Annotated in this window: 18 protein-coding genes; 6 read left to right on the top strand and 12 right to left on the bottom strand. The window is 55.3% G+C overall.

What is annotated here, in order from left to right:
- The first annotated feature begins 25 nt into the window (after positions 1-25).
- A complete protein-coding gene (locus ACEQ15_RS02015) occupies positions 26-523 on the top strand; it encodes a hypothetical protein (RefSeq protein ID WP_370277360.1) in 498 nt (165 codons plus the stop codon).
- Between the two features lie 3 nt (positions 524-526).
- Here ACEQ15_RS02015 and ACEQ15_RS02010 read toward each other — a convergent pair whose 3' ends face one another.
- Positions 527-1,486, bottom strand: coding sequence for an AEC family transporter (locus ACEQ15_RS02010; RefSeq protein ID WP_370277359.1), 960 nt, complete (start codon positions 1,484-1,486; stop codon positions 527-529).
- A 158-nt stretch (positions 1,487-1,644) separates the two neighbouring features.
- On the opposite strand from ACEQ15_RS02010, the gene dbpA reads away from it, so the two are divergent.
- From dbpA to ACEQ15_RS01990, 4 genes are all read left to right on the top strand, one after another.
- Positions 1,645-3,027: an ATP-dependent RNA helicase DbpA gene (gene dbpA / locus ACEQ15_RS02005; RefSeq protein WP_370277358.1), complete on the top strand. Its 1,383-nt coding sequence runs from the start codon at positions 1,645-1,647 to the stop codon at positions 3,025-3,027.
- Positions 3,028-3,052: 25 nt separating this feature from the next.
- The gene (locus ACEQ15_RS02000) at positions 3,053-3,334 is read left to right on the top strand and encodes a peptidylprolyl isomerase (protein ID WP_370277357.1); all 282 of its coding nucleotides are present in this window, start codon (positions 3,053-3,055) and stop codon (positions 3,332-3,334) included.
- Positions 3,335-3,419: 85 nt separating this feature from the next.
- The gene (locus ACEQ15_RS01995; RefSeq protein ID WP_370277356.1) at positions 3,420-3,665 is read left to right on the top strand and encodes a hypothetical protein; all 246 of its coding nucleotides are present in this window, start codon (positions 3,420-3,422) and stop codon (positions 3,663-3,665) included.
- Positions 3,666-3,746: 81 nt separating this feature from the next.
- Positions 3,747-3,992, top strand: coding sequence for a hypothetical protein (locus tag ACEQ15_RS01990; protein WP_370277355.1), 246 nt, complete (start codon positions 3,747-3,749; stop codon positions 3,990-3,992).
- A gap of 6 nt (positions 3,993-3,998) precedes the next feature.
- Here ACEQ15_RS01990 and nth read toward each other — a convergent pair whose 3' ends face one another.
- The 11 genes from nth to cysD form a co-directional block, all read right to left on the bottom strand.
- Positions 3,999-4,640: an endonuclease III gene (gene nth / locus ACEQ15_RS01985; protein WP_370277354.1), complete on the bottom strand. Its 642-nt coding sequence runs from the start codon at positions 4,638-4,640 to the stop codon at positions 3,999-4,001.
- An 89-nt stretch (positions 4,641-4,729) separates the two neighbouring features.
- Positions 4,730-5,698 carry a diguanylate cyclase gene (locus ACEQ15_RS01980; protein ID WP_370277353.1) on the bottom strand — a complete coding sequence of 323 codons (969 nt, stop codon included), beginning with the start codon at positions 5,696-5,698 and terminating at the stop codon, positions 4,730-4,732.
- Entirely contained in the window at positions 5,698-6,678 is a 981-nt protein-coding gene (locus tag ACEQ15_RS01975) for a response regulator (protein WP_370277352.1), read from the bottom strand. The genes ACEQ15_RS01980 and ACEQ15_RS01975 overlap by 1 nt, the downstream gene beginning before the upstream one ends.
- Positions 6,679-6,791: 113 nt before the next feature.
- Positions 6,792-7,493 (bottom strand): electron transport complex subunit E, encoded by a 702-nt coding sequence (locus ACEQ15_RS01970; protein WP_370277351.1) that lies wholly within the window; start codon positions 7,491-7,493, stop codon positions 6,792-6,794.
- Entirely contained in the window at positions 7,493-8,128 is a 636-nt protein-coding gene (rsxG, locus tag ACEQ15_RS01965; RefSeq protein ID WP_370277350.1) for an electron transport complex subunit RsxG, read from the bottom strand. The genes ACEQ15_RS01970 and rsxG overlap by 1 nt, the downstream gene beginning before the upstream one ends.
- Positions 8,128-9,189, bottom strand: a complete 1,062-nt coding sequence (rsxD, locus tag ACEQ15_RS01960) for an electron transport complex subunit RsxD (protein ID WP_370277349.1) — start codon at positions 9,187-9,189, stop codon at positions 8,128-8,130. Before rsxD ends, rsxG begins: the two co-directional genes overlap by 1 nt.
- 18 nt (positions 9,190-9,207) lie before the next feature.
- Positions 9,208-12,201, bottom strand: coding sequence for an electron transport complex subunit RsxC (gene rsxC / locus ACEQ15_RS01955; protein ID WP_370277348.1), 2,994 nt, complete (start codon positions 12,199-12,201; stop codon positions 9,208-9,210).
- Entirely contained in the window at positions 12,201-12,803 is a 603-nt protein-coding gene (rsxB, locus tag ACEQ15_RS01950; RefSeq protein ID WP_370277347.1) for an electron transport complex subunit RsxB, read from the bottom strand. The genes rsxC and rsxB overlap by 1 nt, the downstream gene beginning before the upstream one ends.
- 16 nt (positions 12,804-12,819) lie before the next feature.
- Positions 12,820-13,401, bottom strand: coding sequence for an electron transport complex subunit RsxA (rsxA, locus tag ACEQ15_RS01945; RefSeq protein WP_370277346.1), 582 nt, complete (start codon positions 13,399-13,401; stop codon positions 12,820-12,822).
- A 237-nt stretch (positions 13,402-13,638) separates the two neighbouring features.
- Positions 13,639-15,366, bottom strand: a complete 1,728-nt coding sequence (gene cysN / locus ACEQ15_RS01940) for a sulfate adenylyltransferase subunit CysN (protein ID WP_370277345.1) — start codon at positions 15,364-15,366, stop codon at positions 13,639-13,641.
- Between the two features lie 57 nt (positions 15,367-15,423).
- Complete coding sequence (cysD, locus tag ACEQ15_RS01935) at positions 15,424-16,341, bottom strand: sulfate adenylyltransferase subunit CysD (RefSeq protein ID WP_370277344.1); 918 nt, start codon at positions 16,339-16,341, stop codon at positions 15,424-15,426.
- Positions 16,342-16,641: 300 nt separating this feature from the next.
- Between cysD and ACEQ15_RS01930 the strand changes: the two genes are divergently transcribed.
- Positions 16,642-17,427 (top strand): sulfite exporter TauE/SafE family protein, encoded by a 786-nt coding sequence (locus tag ACEQ15_RS01930; RefSeq protein WP_370277343.1) that lies wholly within the window; start codon positions 16,642-16,644, stop codon positions 17,425-17,427.
- The last annotated feature ends 26 nt before the right edge of the window (positions 17,428-17,453 follow it).

The raw sequence follows: 17,453 nt of genomic DNA, 5'->3' as shown, positions 1-17,453 counted from the left end.
ATACTCAACGCACAGGGAGTTCATCATGACCACCATTACGCTCACCGATGCTCAGTACCAGGCAATTCTTAGTGATTTCTATGCGCCACAGGAAAAACGCGCCCGCTTAAGTCAGTCAGAAGTTGTGGCCATCGCCAACAGTCTGAACAAGAAAATCGACATTCCGATCTTCTTCTCCGAAGATCAGGAGCAGAAAATCCTGGTCAAAATCGTGACAAAAATTGATGGCTTTCTCTATGAAAACCTCCCCAATGAGGTGTACGACCTGATCCGCAGCCTACCGGAAGGCATTGATGATGAAGAAGCACAGCGCATTGTGCGCAGCTTCTCCAAGCTGGCAAATGAAAAGATCAACATCCCCTACCTGCCAGAGGTCGCGGAATATGTCGCGATCAGCTTTGTTATCAATGTCATTGTGAATGCGATGCGCAAACAGTGGGATCTGGGCAAGGCACTGGACGCATTCGACGATATCCAACAACCGGACAACAACGAAAGCGGTTGGGACTTCCCTTCAGACTGATCCCTAACCGGACAATACCGTCAGCAAACCCAGGTGATCCATCAACAACAATACCCCATTGAGGCTCAGGAAAGAGAGCAGGGTTGCGCTGACCAGGGCGGCAGCACAGATCTGCTGCTGCCCGTATGCCTGAGCAATTAGGGGAAACACCCCTGCCATCGGCACCGCGGCCAGCAACACCGCACTTAACTGCAGCACAGGCTCAAACGCTGGTAACCACCACACCATCAGCGCAACCAGCAGCGGATGCAGGATCAGTTTCAACCCCACCATGTGACCGATATCAGTTTTCTGTCCGGATACCGAGATACCCACCAGCATGCCACCAATCACAAACAGGGACAGCGGTGCCGCTGAAGATGCCAGCATCGCAAGCGTGTGTTGTACCGGTTCGGGTGGTTGCCACTGCATCGCAGACGCCAAAAAGCCCAAACCGATCGCCAGTACCAGCGGATTGCGCAGGGTCTTTTTGAACGCTGTGAACAGTGCATCTTGTATCTGGGCTCGACCATCCAACGCCCACTCGGCCAGTATCAAGGTGACCGGTATCAGCAGAACCAGATCAACCAGCATCGACAGCGCTGCCGCAGCCACACCCAGCGTGCCAAACAGTTGGGTGACCAATGCATAACCGATAAAGCCGTTGTTGGAGAGGGAACTGCCCAACCCTATAAAGGCAGCACGCTGCAATGCTACACCCCGCATTTTACACGCGATGAAAACGCTGATGAGCAATGCGGCCATGGAACCCACGGCAAACGCCAGCAGATAGCTACTGTTGTACACCTCGGCCACTGGTCGGCCAGACAGGGCGTTGAACAGCAACGCAGGCAGGGCCAGATAGACCACAAAGGTACCCATGCCCGGTATTGCTGCTTGCGGCACGAGATTCACCCGCACCACCGCATAGCCACAGGCGATCAGCAGAAAAACCGGCGTCGTTATCGAGAGAATTTCCAGCAAAACAGCGTCCTTCCTTTTTGCTCCGAGCAAACAATACTTAATACATTAACAGAAATACAAAGCCACACCGTCCCCCTTTTGAGGGATTGTTGAAAGCGCTTTATGCCTCTGCTGCAAGCGCGTAAAATAGCCGGTTTGATTCAACCCGCGAGTCGACCGTGACCAAGACCCCATTTTCCAGCCTGAACCTGCCAGAAACCCTGCTCGATAACCTGCAGCAGATCGGTTACACCGGCATGACACCAATTCAGGCCGCCAGCCTGCCGCAGATCCTTGTCGGCGAGGATGTTATCGCCAAGGCAAAAACCGGCAGCGGTAAAACTGCCGCATTTGGTATTGGCGCGCTGACCAAGCTTCAGCCACGCAACTACCGTGTTCAGGTGCTGGTGCTCTGCCCAACCCGTGAACTGGCGACGCAGGTGGCAAAAGAGTTACGCCGTCTGGCACGCTACCAACCTAATGTGAAAGTGCTAACGTTGTGTGGCGGACAGCCCATCGGTCCACAGATCGGCTCGCTGCAACACGGCGCACACGTGGTTGTGGGCACCCCGGGGCGTATCAAAGATCACTTGCGCAAGCACACCCTCAACCTGGAAATGCTGCATACGCTGGTGCTGGATGAAGCTGATCGTATGCTGGAGATGGGTTTCAACCAGGATATTCTCGATATCGCCGCACAAACGCCGAGGGACCGCCAGACGCTGCTGTTCTCCGCCACTTACCCGGATTCCATCCGCGAGCTGAGCGAAGATTTCCAGAACAAACCGGTTGAGGTGACGGTTGAAGCACAGCCGCAGGAAAGCCGTATCCAGCAGCAGTTTTTCCGCCTGGAAAAAGACGCACGAATTCCCACGCTGATACAGCTGCTGCACAAGCACGACCCGATCTCCTGTGTGATCTTCTGCAACACCAAACAACAGTGCAGCGATCTGCGCCAGGCGCTTAGAAATGCGGGCTTCTCAGCCTCTGCCCTGCAAGGCGACATGGAGCAGCGCGACCGTGACCAGGTACTGGTCACCTTTGCCAACCGTAGCTGCTCGATTCTGGTGGCGACCGATGTCGCTGCGCGTGGTATCGACGTTGAAGATCTGGATCTGGTGGTCAACTTTGACCTGCCGCGCGATCCGGAAGTGTACGTGCACCGCATCGGTCGTACCGGGCGTGCGGGTAAATCCGGCTTGGCGCTGAGCCTCTGCTCTGAGCGCGAGCAGTACAAGGTGACCGCGATTGAGGAATACACCGATCAGAGCATCATCTACAAGAATCCACCAACGATCCCGAGCACTCAGCCACTGCTGCCCGCCAAACCGCTGATGGTGACGCTCTGTATCGCAGGCGGTCGTAAACAGAAAGTTCGCCCAGGCGATATTCTAGGCGCCCTCACTGGCGATGCGGGTATCTCAGGACAGCAGGTGGGTAAGATCGATATTTTTGATTTCTCTGCCTACGTCGCTGTCGAACGACCTGTCGCCCGCAAAGCACTGGACCAACTGACCAAAGGCAAGATCAAGGGACGTAAGTTCAAAGTCCGTCGCCTCTGATCACCTCAACCGGAGAACCCTGAACATGGCCACAAAAGCCTGCGCCCGCCACATCCTGGTGAAAACCCGAGAAGAAGCGGAAGCCCTGAAAAAGAAGATCGCCGGCGGCGCCGACTTTGGCAAACTGGCGAAACAGCACTCCACCTGCCCATCCAAACGCCGCTTTGGTGATCTGGGAGAGTTTCGCCGGGGCCAGATGGTAAAAGCCTTTGATGATGTGGTGTTTAAGAAACCCCTACTGACCGTACATGGGCCGGTGAAAACCCGCTTTGGCTGGCACCTGATCGAAACGATCTACCGTAACTAAAAGGTTGCCAATCACACTCTTTCCGCAAGCAGATTGTCATCAAATCAGGCTTTAATAGGCCTGATTTTTTAAGGACGAAGTAGCGATGATCATTGCCATCAACAACCTGCCGAACGACACCTCTCTGCATGAGGTGTGCGAGCTGTTTGCGGGCGACAACCGGATCGAGAACATCAGCTTCAGTGACGAAGGCAATCCCGACCGGATCATCGCGTGGATCCGTTTCAATCAGATGAGCCGGGTGGAACTAAACCGCAACGTCTTCCGACTGAATCACCACTTCCACAAGCAGCGTCGGCTGGAAGCCTACGCCCCTCTGTTTTTTATCTGAAACGACTGGCAACAGTTGACAAAATGCGGGGGTAAGCCACAGTTTTAATGTAGGCCTAAGGCATCATTAGGACGACAGCGTATGGTTATCACGATCAGCAACCTGCCCCCGCATGTCACCGAAGAGCAGATCAGCGAACTGTTACAGGGAGACTCGCGCATCCAGCGCATCACCCTCAACCACGAGGGTAACCCTGACAAGGTGATGGCGCTCGTCGAGATCGATGTCAGCCGCCTTGAGGCACAGTTCCTGGCCAACAAGCTAAACCACGCCTACTTTGAAGAGCGGCATTTAGACGCCTATACGCCGCTCTTCATGGGTCGTTAACCGGCCCTATTCACCGATCTCGGTCTTGTCCTTGTACTCGCACAGATCTTCGATCAGGCAGGAGCCACACTTTGGCTTACGTGCCACACATACATAGCGGCCTAGCAGGATCAGCCAGTGGTGAGCATCCTGCAGAAACTCCTTCGGCACAAAGCGCAGCAGTTTCTGCTCCACCTCATTCACGTTTTTGCCCGGCGCAATCTTGGTGCGGTTGGAGACACGGAAGATATGGGTATCAACCGCCATGGTGGGATGACCAAACGCTGTATTCAGTACGACGTTGGCGGTCTTGCGGCCTACCCCCGGCAGTGCTTCCAGATCCTTACGGTTTTCCGGTACCTGGGAGTTGTGCTGATCAATCAGGATACGGCAGGTCTTGATGACATTTTCCGCCTTGGCATTAAACAGGCCGATCGTCTTGATGTACTCCTTCAATCCATCCACACCTAAGGCGTAGATCGCCTCCGGCGTATTGGCGACCGGATAAAGCTTACGGGTTGCCTTGTTGACCCCCACATCGGTGGCCTGGGCTGAGAGAATCACCGCAATCAGCAGTTCAAACGGATTGCTGTATTCGAGTTCGGTGGTGGGATTGGGATTGTCGTCGCGCAGGCGCGCAAAAATCTCGTGACGCTTCTGTTTGTTCATGGGTGTAGGGCAAACGGCGATTGGTGGTCTGTATTATTATGGTAGCGCTCTCACGCCAGCAGGCATCATAAAGCAGTGACAGGCATCCGTCACTTGGCCTCATACACAGTAAACTGGTTACGGCCGTTTTGCTTGGAGTGATAAAGCGCTTCGTCCGCCTGGCCGATCCACTGCTCCTCATCCTGAACATCACCCTGCATCTCACGGATGCCGAGACTGACGGTCACCTGGATACTTTGACCTTCAAACACCACTTCCAACATCTCAGCCGCCGCACGCACACGTTCAGCGAACACCTCGGCCTGACTGGCGTTGGTATGGGGCAGGATGATACCGAACTCCTCACCACCGTAACGGCCCACCACGTCGGTTCGACGGGCGTGTTTGGTCAGCAATGTTGCAACCTGTCGGATCACCTCATCGCCGGCCGGATGGCCGTAGGTATCGTTAACCGCCTTAAAGTGGTCGATATCCAGCATGATCAGGGTGCTCGGTTCCCGTCCGCGCAAGAAACGGTTGAACTCCTGCTCCAGGCACTCCTGCCAGTAGCCACGGTTGAACAATCCAGTCAGCCGGTCTTCACGGCTCAGGGTTTGCAGTTGTTTGTTGGCATCTTCCAGTGCAATGCGGCTGACCGCCTCGTCAGTTACGTCATAGATCATCAGGCTGACCAGCTCCACTTCACCGGAAGGGGCAGTCAGCGGAATCAAGGTAATGTTCTGGTACATGCGCGACGCCTCGCCGGTAATCGGGCGCTGGCTTTTAAAATCGAACAGGTAGGGGCGCTGCTCCCAGGTGATGTAAGTCGGGCATTTAAGCTGGAAAACACTGTCGATCTTACGGCGCAGCCACTCAACCGGCAGCTCGGGAAACTCGTCGAACAGGTTCTTCTCACGGATGCGCGCAGGGCCAATCTCGGAGTGGTTGACCATAAAGCTGTTCCAGAGGTGGACCTGGTAACTCGTATCCAGCACCACCAGCCCCACATCCAGGTTGTGTAGCAGGCCGAGGTGCCAATGCAGCTCGTCGATATTCAGGCTTTCCGTGCGATCATTCATCAGAAGAACGTACTCAGTTTGCGCAACGGCCCGAGAGACTCCTCGCTGAAGATCAACATCAGTTCGCAACTGTCACGGTCTTCATTCAGGCCATAATCAATGCTGATAGAGAGGGTCTCCTGCCAGCTTTCCGCTGCAGAAGGTAATTGTTTCATCGCCGGCAACATCACCGGTATACCGCAACTAAACTCGATATCCAACTGGCGCGCAAAGGACTGCAGGAAGGCACCAATCAAAATGTTCCCCAGATCCATCAGCAGCTCGTTCTCGAAGGCAGTACTTTGCTCGTACTCGAGTTGCAGAATCCGGGCGACCGACTCAAAGCTTTCCGGCGGCAGCGCGATCATCGCTTCACCCGCAATGCCTGCGCCCACAAAGCCCTGGGAGACGATGCGCTTTTCCCAGTCGGCCGAGATTTTTAATTTCTCTTCAAATTCCGCCCGGGTGATGGTTTTCACCACCGGTACGGGATGATGCACAAACGCGCCAAGGAAACGGGCCAGTCGATCACCGGCACGCCCCATCGCCACGTTGGCGATCTCCTGGTAGTAGTCGGGCAGCTGTACCACGATCTCCTCGGCAGACAGTATCTCCTGCTCATCCTGCAGTTCACTCAGCAAACCAAAACGACGCAGGACCTCTGCAACTTGATCTTCGGAGAACGGTTTTTTGATGAAATCGAGGGCACCCAGCGCCATCACCTGCTCGTGGGCTTCGGGCTGAATATCACCGGAGACAACGATCACCATGGTGGGTAAGTCTTCGGAGCGGATACGCTCCAGCACCTGGTAGCCATCCATGATCGGCATATTGAGATCGAGGAAAAGCACGTCACCCAGACCGGTACGTACCGCTTCCAATGCAGTCAATCCATGTTCTGCATAGGTGATGTCGACGTTCCAATTGCTCAGCGCTCGAGCCATCTGCTTGCGCGCGAGGTTGGAGTCATCGCAAATAACAACAGGAATCGGACTACTCACACAACAGCTCCGTTGATGCCGCGAGTTGAGAAAGAACTCAGACTATCGAATCTTCAGGGAGAACACAATGAGCAGGAATCTATGGAGGTGCGGGCGCACCTCCACGATAGGAATCAACCAGTTACGCGAGCGCGTTGGGTGTCTTTTGGCTCTGCCGGGGTAAGGCGCTTCTGGCGCTCTTCTAGCTTGCCATCGATGATATTCTTGAGTGCAATCAGCAGCCCCATGCCAACAAAGGCACCCGGCGGCAACACCGCAAACAGGAAACCACTGTAATCATCCACCAGCACGATCTTCCAGCTTTCCGCACCGGCACCAAACAGCAGCTGCATATCGGCAAACAGCGTGCCGCTGCCCAGCGCTTCACGCATGGCCCCCAGCACGATCAACACCGCACTGAAACCCAAACCCATCATCAGGCCGTCCAGCAGTGACGCCGATACCGGATTCTTGCTGGCAAACGCATCCGCACGCCCCATGATTGCGCAGTTGGTTACGATCAGCGGGATGAAGATACCCAGAATTTGGTACAGCTCGTAGGTAAACGCCTGCATCAGCAACTCAATCGCGGTTACGAAGGAGGCGATGATCATTACGAAGATCGGCAGACGAACCGCACCCGGCACAAACTTACGGAATGCGGAGATCGTCAGGTTTGATCCCAGCAATACGATGGTACTCGCCAGGCCCAGGCCAATCGCGTTCACCACGGAACCAGTGACCGCCAACAGCGGACACAGTCCCAGCAGCTGAACCAGCGCCGGGTTGTTGGTCCAGAGACCGTCGAGGGTAATCTTTTTCACATCTACGGACATCACTCTGCTCCCGCAATCGCTGGCCCCAGCAGAGCCGCTTTGTTCGTTCGGAAGTAATCCAGCGCACGGCTGGTCGCACCTACCACCGCACGTGGCGTAATGGTGGCGCCGGTAAACTGATCGAAACGACCACCGTCCTTCAGTACGGCAAAGCTATCGCGCTGATCGTTGTCGTTACGCTGATCGTTCAGGCTCAGAATCCAGTCCGACTTTTTCAGGTCGATCTTGTCACCCAGCCCTGGGGTTTCTTTATGCGCCAGCACACGTACACCGGCGACACTGCCATCGCGTTTTACACCCACGATCATGTTGATGTTGCCGCTGTAACCGTCCGGTGCCACCACCGGCAGAATCACTGCTACCACCTTGCCGTCCTTGCGGGCCCGGTAAGCTTCAGCAGGTTGGTCATTCCCCAACAGTTCAGGTGCAACAAAGGAAACCGTGTCTTCCAGCAGATCGTTGTCGATGCTGTTTTTTGGCACGATCTCATACAGTGCCTTGGCCTGCGCTTCGCGTTCATTCTTGGCGATACGGTCTTTGGTTGAGACCTGGGTTACCGCGATCAGGGCCGCAGTCACCACCGCAAAGATAGTAATACCCAGCGTACTGCTGCGGATTGCGCTAAACATCTCCATTAGGCGTCTCCTTTCAATCCGCGTTTCGCCTTGGCGTGCCCGTAGGTACGCGGCTGGGTGTACTGGTCGATAAACGGTGCGCTCAGGTTCATCAGCAATACCGCAAACGCCACCGCATCCGGATAACCACCCCAGGTACGGATCACAAAGATCAACGCACCGATACCGATACCAAACCAGATCTTGCCTTTGTTACTGGTCGCCGAGCTCACCGGGTCCGTCGCAATAAAGAATGCACCCAGCATGGTGCCACCCACCGTCAGGTGGAAAAACGGATCGGCAAAGTAGTCCGGCTCAACGATAAAGAACAACGTCGACAGGACGGCCAGTGATCCCAGTACGGAGACCGGTGCGTGCCAGGTGAAGATCTTTTTGTATAGCAGGAAGACGCCACCCATGACATACGCAGCGCTCACTGCATGCCATGCGCCGATACCGTCAGCAAGCACCGGCACCTGGCGCCATGCTTCCTCGGTAGTCAGGCCACCACGGTGACGCAGGGCATCCAGCGGGGTCGCACCGGTGTAGCTATCAATCACACTGGTGTCGATGCCACCGAAGATCACCTTCAGGGTGTCAATGAAACTCAGCACAGACCAACCGTTGTCGGCATCCACCAGTACAAACGGTTCGGTCCAGCGGGTCATTTCAACCGGGAAGGAGACCAGCAGCAACGCATAGGCCACCATTGCCGGGTTGAACGGGTTCTGCCCCAGACCTCCGTACAGATGCTTGGCGATTACGATGGCAACAAACACGCCCACCAAGGTCACCCACCAGGCGGCAAATGGCGGCAGGGCCAAGGCCAACAGCACCGCGGTCACCACCGCGCTGTAATCACTCAGGTAGAACTGGATCGGGCGGTTACGCAGCTTCATGATCGCCGCTTCGAAACCCACAGCCAGCAGGGACGCCCAGATGATATTGATCAGCGTGCCCCAGCCAAAGAAGAAGGTCATCGCAGCCAACCCCGGCAGTGTCGCAAGCAGCACCAGACGCATCACTCGGCCGGTCTGGTTCATCTTGTGCAGATGGGGTGAACTGGATCGAATTAAAGCCATCGGTTACTCAGTCCTTACTCAATCAACGGTTACGGTATCGGGTTTGGCTTCCGCATCTACGCTGCCGCCCGCCGCTACATAGGCCTGCTTGGCCTCTTCATATTTACCACGCAGTTTTTCAACACCTGCGCGCATCTTTTCAGCCGTCGGCAAACCTTTCTCTTCCGCGTTTTTCGCCGCGGCATCGGCTTTCTGCACTTTACCCAGCGCGGTTTCCATATCCGCTTTCAGCTCATCCAGATTGACTGCAGGGGCCGCCGGGGCTGCTGTACCGTTCTGCGCCAGGGCATCTTCAAAGGCCTTCTTCGCCTCTTCATATTTACCGCGCAATTTATCCACGCCGGCACGCATCTTTTCGGCAGTTGGCAGGCCCTTATCTTCCGCGGCTTTTGCTGCGGCATCGGCTTTCTCAACCTTCGCCAGGGCCTTTTCCATGTCCTCTTTCAGCGGTGCCAGATCAATAGTCGGCTTACCACCGGCACTGGCATTCTGTGCCTCAGCATCTTCGTAGGCTTTCTTAGCTTCTTCGTACTTGCCGCGCAGTTTATCCACACCGGCACGCATCTTCTCAGCCGTTGGCAGGCCCTTCTCTTCCGCGGCTTTCGCTGCAGCATCGGCTTTCTCGACCTTCGCCAGCGCCTTATCCATGTCCTCTTTCAGCGGTGCCAGGTCAATCGCTGGCTTACCACCGGCAGCGGCATTTTGTGCTTCGGCGTCTTCGTAGGCTTTCTTAGCTTCTTCGTACTTGCCGCGCAGTTTATCCACACCGGCACGCATCTTCTCAGCCGTTGGCAGGCCTTTCTCTTCCGCGGCTTTCGCAGCGGCTTCGGCTTTCTCAACCTTCGCCAAGGCCTTATCCATATCCTCTTTCAGCGGTGCCAGGTCAATCACTGGTTTCGCCGGGGCGCTTCCACCCTGCTCAGCCGCTTCAAAGGCTTTGCGGGTTGTCTCCACCTTGGCTTCCAGCTCTTTTACCTTGGCTTCGAGTTCGGCGATATCACCTTCACCGCTGTCCTGCGCATTTGCCAGGGCTTTCTCAGCCTGCTTCAGCTTGGTACGCGCTACCGCTGCCGCGGTCTTCAACTGTTTGATATCCACAACCTGCGCTGCTGGTGCCGGCGCGGCCTGGGCATCATCAAACGCTTTCTGGGCAGCTTCCGCTTTGGTTTCCAGTTCTTTAACGGTGTCACGCAGTTGCTCGACGCCGTCCTGGCCTTTCTCTTCCGCTGCTTTCAGCGCACTCTGCGCTTTCTTCAGCTTGGTGCGGGCAACGGCAGCAGCCGTTTTCAGGGCCTTGATATCCGGTGCACCAGACGCTGCGGCAGTGCCGCCTTTTTCTGCCTGCTCCAGCTTCTGCTGGGCATCATCGGCTTTCTGCTTGGCAGCGTTAAACGCCGCTTCCAGCTCGGCCAGATTGTCCGCACCGCTTTCTTTCGCCTGCTCGAACGCCTTCTCGGCTTTCTTCAGTTTGGTGCGCGCTACTGCGGCCGCAGTTTTAAGCGCTTTCACATCACCACCGGCAGCGGCCGGTTTCGCCGCGCCTGCGCTGTCTTTCTTGGATGCTTGTGCTTTGGCAGCCTCTTCGGCACGGGCCTTACGACGCTGCTCTTTCTCGATCTTTTCCTGTTCCAGACGCGCCTGACGCGCTTCAAAACGCATACGGGCGTATTCCGCTTTCTGCTTCTCAGCCTCTTCCTGACGGATCTCAGCCTTGGCATTGCGGTAGTACTGAACCAGCGGAATGTTACTTGGGCAGACGTAAGAGCAGGCACCACATTCGATACAGTCGAACAGGTTGTGGTGTTTCGCCTTGTCGTACTCTTTACCCTTGGCAAACCAGTGCAGCTGCTGTGGCAGCAGCTCAGCCGGGCACACCTGCTCACACATACCACAACGGATACAGTTCAGCGCTGGCGGCGCTGGCGGCATCTCTTCCTCGGTCGCGGCAATGATGCAGTTGGTAGTTTTCACCACCGGTACCGCGTCGCTCTTCATGGTGAAACCCATCATCGGGCCACCCATCACCAGACGGTACAGGTCATCGCGGCGTACACCGGAGGCTGCCAGCAGTTCGGAATACTGGGTACCGATCAGCACCTCCAGGTTGTGGCGCTGGTCAACCGCGTCACCGGTGATCGTCACGATACGGGAGATCAGCGGTTCGCCACGGTGCACAGCGCGGTAGATAGCGCTGGCGGTACCCACGTTCTGACAAACGATACCCACATCAGCCGGAATCTTGCCGCTTGGCACTTCGACGCCGGTGAGCAGTTTAACCAGCTGCTTCTCGCCACCGGATGGGTATTTGGTTGGCACAACCACTACATCGATGTTCAGGTGGCAACCGCGTACCGCGTCTTCCAGGGCTCGGATCGCCTGTGGTTTGTTGTCCTCGATGCCGATCAGGATATGGCTCGGATTCAACAGATGAGCAATCACCTCGATACCACCCAGGATCTCGTCGGAACGCTCACGAATCAGCAGGTCATCCGCAGTGATATACGGCTCACACTCCGCCGCATTGATGATCAGGGTGTTAACGATATGGTCATCACCCAGGTGCAGTTTTACATCGGTCGGGAAACCCGCACCGCCCATACCGGCGATACCGTAGTTACGGATATAGTTGATCAGCTCGGACTTGGTGTAGGACTTGTAGTCCTCCAGGCCCGCGTGTTCGATCCACTCATCCTGACCGTCGGTTTCGATCACTATGCAATCGGCTTCCATACCGGATGCGTGTGGCACAGGCTGCGGCCCGATCAGGGTCACGGTACCGGACGTCGGCGCGTGCAGGCTTACGCTGACACGCCCGATCGGCTCGGCGATCACTTGCCCTTTCAGAACCCGATCACCCACTTTCACCAGCGGTTCAGCCGGTGCACCGATATGCTGCGACAGCGGCAATACCAGGCGCGGCGGGATCGGTGCCGGACGGATCGGCGCACCGTTGGACTGACGTTTGTTTTCCGGTGGGTGGATACCACCATGGAAAGAGTGCACACGGGTCATCAGGCAGCCTCCCCTTTCTCGAAGGCTTCACCACGACCGCGGTCAGTCGCAATCAATTCCACACCTGGTTTGGGCAGATCCCACTTCCAGGTGTTCAGGGTTGTTTCGATCGGAACCATATCAATACAATCAACCGGACAAGGTTCTACACAGAGGTCACAGCCGGTGCACTCGGAGGTAATCACGGTGTGCATCTGCTTGGCCGCACCCAGGATCGCATCCACCGGGCAGGCCTGAATACATTTGGTACAGCCGATGCACTCGTCTTCACGAATGTAGGCAACCGCTTTGACCGGATCGCCGGCATCTTCTGCATCCAGTGTGGGTGCTTCAACGTCCAGCAGATCAGCCAGCGCGTCCACGGTGGACTGGCCACCCGGAGGACACTTGTTGATCGCTTCGCCGTTGGCGATCGCTTCCGCATACGGGCGGCAGCCAGGGTGACCACACTGGCCACACTGGGTCTGCGGCAGCAGTTCGTCGATCTGGTCGACGATCGGGTTACCTTCTACTTTGAAGCGAACGGAGGCATAGCCCAGCAGCAGGCCAAAGGCGACTGCCAGCAGAGCTAGAACAATAATGGCTATCAGTACTGCGCTCATCTTACTCTCCGCTCACTCAGAACTGGACCAGGCCGGTAAAGCCCATAAAGGCCAGCGACATCAGACCCGCCGTTACCATACCGATGGCAGAACCCTTAAAGGCAACAGGCACATCTGCCACGGCGATACGCTCACGCATTGCGGAGAACAGGATCAACGCCAGGGAGAAGCCCACCGCGGCACCAAAGCCGTATACGATGGAATCTACAAAATCGTTCTGTTTTTTGATGTTCAACAGTGCCACACCCAGTACGGCACAGTTGGTGGTGATCAGCGGCAGGAAGATACCCAGCACCTTGTAAAGCAGCGGGCTGGTCTTATGCACCACCATTTCAGTGAACTGCACCACAACCGCGATCACGAGAATAAAGGAGATGGTTTGCAGATACGCCAGATCCAGCGGTTGCAGGATGTAGGCATACACCAGATAACTGCAGACAGAGGATAACGTCAGCACGAACGTAGTCGCCAACGACATACCCATTGCGGTCTCCAGCTTATTGGAAACCCCCATGAATGGGCAGAGGCCGAGGAATTGCACCAGTACAAAGTTATTTACCAGTACTGTGCTGATCAGAATTAATAGGTACTCTGTCATATCGTATCTGCTATCGCTTAATCACTATCCACTTCGCCACCGTGACCGAAATATCACGGGGTCGGAGATAAAATTAGAAGTTGCTAATTTTATCGATATTCCTGAACCATCGATAGGGTTTGACCCTTGACGCACCTCAACGGGAACAACAAAGCGGCTTAACGCCGCTTTGAAAATGATGGCACCGCCATCAATTGTTCACCCGCAGCCGGTCCTTGAACCGGTTGCGGGCGCATATTATACCAGTGCGTGCTGCTGAAGCAGCTCCAACACGGCAGCAACTTGACGATTAGCTTCCTGATCTGCGCTCAAACGCAGGTCAGCTTCGCCACCATCCAGCGAAACATTCAGCAGGCCTTCACCCGCCAGCGCCGCTTCGCTTGCTGCTACAACCAGCAAACCGTTGTTGTTCAGGACGGATGCTGTTGCCAACAGGTTGGACTGCAGCTCGGCCGGCAAGGTTGCATCGTTCAGCACCGCTACCGCTCGACCGGCATTAAACAGCGCTTTCTCCACACTGTATAGCACCATATCGCGCTGTTGCGCCGTACCACCGGATACAACCACGGTTGCAGCCTGCTGACCAAAGCGACGCGCTTTGTCTGCAGCGCTCACCTGAGAAGCTTCAACCACTTCCAGGCCTTCACCCAGTTTCACCTGTTCTGCACCTTCAACGATCATGCCTGCCGCCACAGTCGCGTTGGACAGACGGTCAACGATGATGAAGGAACCGGTACCGTGATGCGCCTTGTAGTCGTCGGCAATCACCGGACGCTCCAGGGTAATTTCACAACGGGCGATGTCGTTCAGCACCAGGGTGCTGACTTCGGACTTTTCCAGGGTGTTCACATCCACACGGTGACGGATGTTGGTGATACCGCCAGCCACAGTGGAGGTCGCCAGTTTCACATCGTACTGACGGCCCGGGATCAGTTCACCTTCGGACATCCACACAACCATTGCATCGAAACGGTTGGTGACTTCCGGCACGTTGCTGGAGTGAACCAGTACGTCACCACGGGAGATATCGATCTCATCTTCCAGGGTCAGGGTCACGGACATCGGCGGGAACGCCTCGTCCAGCTCGCCGTCGAAGGTTACGATGGATTTAACACGACTGGACTTACCGGATGGCAGTACAGTCACTTCATCGCCCGGACGTACGATGCCGGACGCCAGGGTACCGCAGTAACCACGGAAGTCCAGGTTTGGACGGTTTACGTACTGAACCGGGAAACGCAGTTCGTCGAAGTTCTGGTCGCTGGCAATCTCTACGGTTTCCAGCTGCTCCATCAGCGGAGTGCCGGTGTACCAAGGGGTCTGCTCAGACAGGCTTACTACGTTGTCGCCTTTCAGGGCAGAGATCGGCACGAACTGTACGTCCGGCAGATCCAGCTCTTTAGCGAATTCCTGGTAGTCACGCTTGATCTCTTCAAAACGTTCTTCGCTGAACTCCACCAAGTCCATCTTGTTGATGGCGACGATGGTGTGCTTGATGCCCAGCTGGGACACGATGAAGCTGTGACGCTTGGTCTGTACCTGTACACCGTGACGGGCGTCGATCAGGATGATCGCCAAGTCACAGGTGGACGCACCGGTTGCCATGTTACGGGTGTACTGTTCGTGTCCCGGGGTGTCGGCGATGATGAACTTACGCTTGTCGGTAGAGAAGTAGCGGTAAGCAACATCGATGGTGATACCCTGCTCACGCTCTGCCTGCAGGCCATCTACCAGCAGCGCCAAGTCCAGCTCTTCTCCGGCGTTACCGATGCGCGCGCTTTCGTTCTGAATAGCAGCCAGCTGGTCTTCATAAATCATTTTGGAGTCGTGCAGCAGTCGACCGATCAGGGTGGACTTGCCGTCATCGACGCTGCCGCAGGTCAGGAAGCGCAGCAGCTCTTTGTTTTCATGCTGATTCAGGTATGCCTGAATATCGGATGCGATAAGATCGCTCTGGTGACTCATAACTGTATCTCTTCTGAAATCCGTTGAATTTTGCCCGGGAAGATCTCTAACGCGCGGTTAGAAGTAACCTTCCATCTTCTTCTGCTCCATCGAACCGGCACTGTCGTGGTCGATGGCACGGCCCTGACGCTCAGAGGTCGTGGTCAACAGCATTTCCTGAATAACGTCAGGCAGTGTTGCGGCTTCAGATTCAACCGCACCGGTCAGCGGGTAGCAGCCCAGGGTACGGAAACGGACTTTCTTCATTTCAGGTACTTCACCCTCTTCCAGTGGCATACGATCGTCGTCGACCATGATCAGCAAGCCATCACGCTCCACAACCGGGCGCTCTTCGGAAAGGTATAGAGGTACAATCGGAATCTCTTCCAGATAGATGTACTGCCAGATATCCAGCTCGGTCCAGTTGGACAGTGGGAATACACGGATGCTCTCACCCTTGTCGATACGGGTGTTAAAGGTGTTCCACAGCTCCGGACGCTGGCTCTTTGGATCCCAGCGATGGTTCTCGTCACGGAAGGAGAATACACGCTCTTTCGCACGAGACTTCTCTTCGTCACGACGGGCCCCACCAAAAGCAGCATCAAACTTGTACTTGTTCAACGCCTGCTTCAGAGCCTGAGTTTTCATGATGTCAGTGTGCTTTTTAGAACCATGAGTGAACGGGCCAACACCCATGTCCACACCTTCCTGGTTGATGTGCACAATCAGATCCATGCCGGCTTCTTCCGCCATTTTGTCACGGAATTCGATCATTTCACGGAACTTCCAGGTGGTGTCCACGTGCATCAACGGGAACGGAGGGTTGCCCGGGAAGAACGCTTTACGCGCCAGATGCAACATGACAGCGGAGTCCTTACCAACGGAGTAAAGCATCACTGGGTTTTCGAACTCAGATGCTACTTCACGAATGATATGAATACTCTCGGCTTCGAGCTGCCGAAGATGGGTCAAACGATGTTCCGGCAAGGATGACATTAATACACGCCCTATAATTAATATCTGGTTATCTAGTTAGCCCTACCTTCATCCACCTATATATAGGCATAAGCGTAGAGGCCCCGATTAGCATGCCATTATCGCAGCACGCCTTTAAAACTAAAAAGAATAAATAGAAATGCATTAAAAACTTATTGATATATGCATGCCTGCCCGATGCCAGTATATAAGAAACCCCTTATATAAATACAAAAGTAATAAGAAAAGTTCAAATTATTATTTTAAGTTATATAAATCACAAGCTACTATGCCGCAAGATTATTTGTGGTAGGTGCACCCATGGAATTTGCATACAGCTTTGCAGGATTGGTAGTCGGTTTCATCGTCGGCCTTACAGGCATCGGCGGTGGCGCCCTTATGACGCCAATTCTGATCGTTGTATTTGGTATTCCGCCGGTGACCGCGGTCAGCACCGACCTTTTATATGCAGCAATCACAAAATGTGGCGGCACCTTCTCCTATGCTAAGAAGAAGCTGATCGAATACCGCATTGTTCTGTTGCTGCTGAGCGGCAGCTTGCCGGGCAGCCTGCTGACCCTGCACTACCTGAAGGGCCTGGATGGCCTGGAACAGATTGAGCACCTGATGAATCTGACGCTGGGGGTCTCGCTGGTCCTGACCTCCATCGCTGTGTTCCTGCGCAATAAGATCCGCGCGAAAGCGCTGGAGTGGCAGGATACGGCCCTGGCCCATCACGGTCGCCGTTGGCGTCCGGTAATTACCGTCGTAATGGGCGTTATTTTGGGTGGACTGGTGACACTGTCATCCGTCGGTGCGGGCGCACTGGGTACCGCTCTGTTGATTTTGCTGTATCCACGTATGTCGATGCCGACTATCGTGGGTACCGACCTGCTGCACGCGGTATTACTGACCGCCGTTGCCGGTGCAGGTCACTACGAGATGGGCAATGTCGATCTGACACTGCTGCTCTATCTGGTAATCGGATCGCTGCCGGGCGTATTTGTTGGCAGCCATCTGGGTACCCGACTGTCTCCAAAGGTGATGCAGCCGATCATGGGCTCGTTGCTGTTAGCCATAGGCCTGCGTTTCGTACTGGCCGGATAAGAACCCAACAACTTTTAACACTAATG

This window comes from Pontibacterium sp. (assembly GCF_964228735.1).
GTDB lineage: Bacteria > Pseudomonadota > Gammaproteobacteria > Pseudomonadales > Balneatricaceae > Pontibacterium.
The sequence above is the reverse complement of the archived record's forward strand: the minus strand, read 5'-3'. Positions and strand labels throughout refer to the sequence as shown.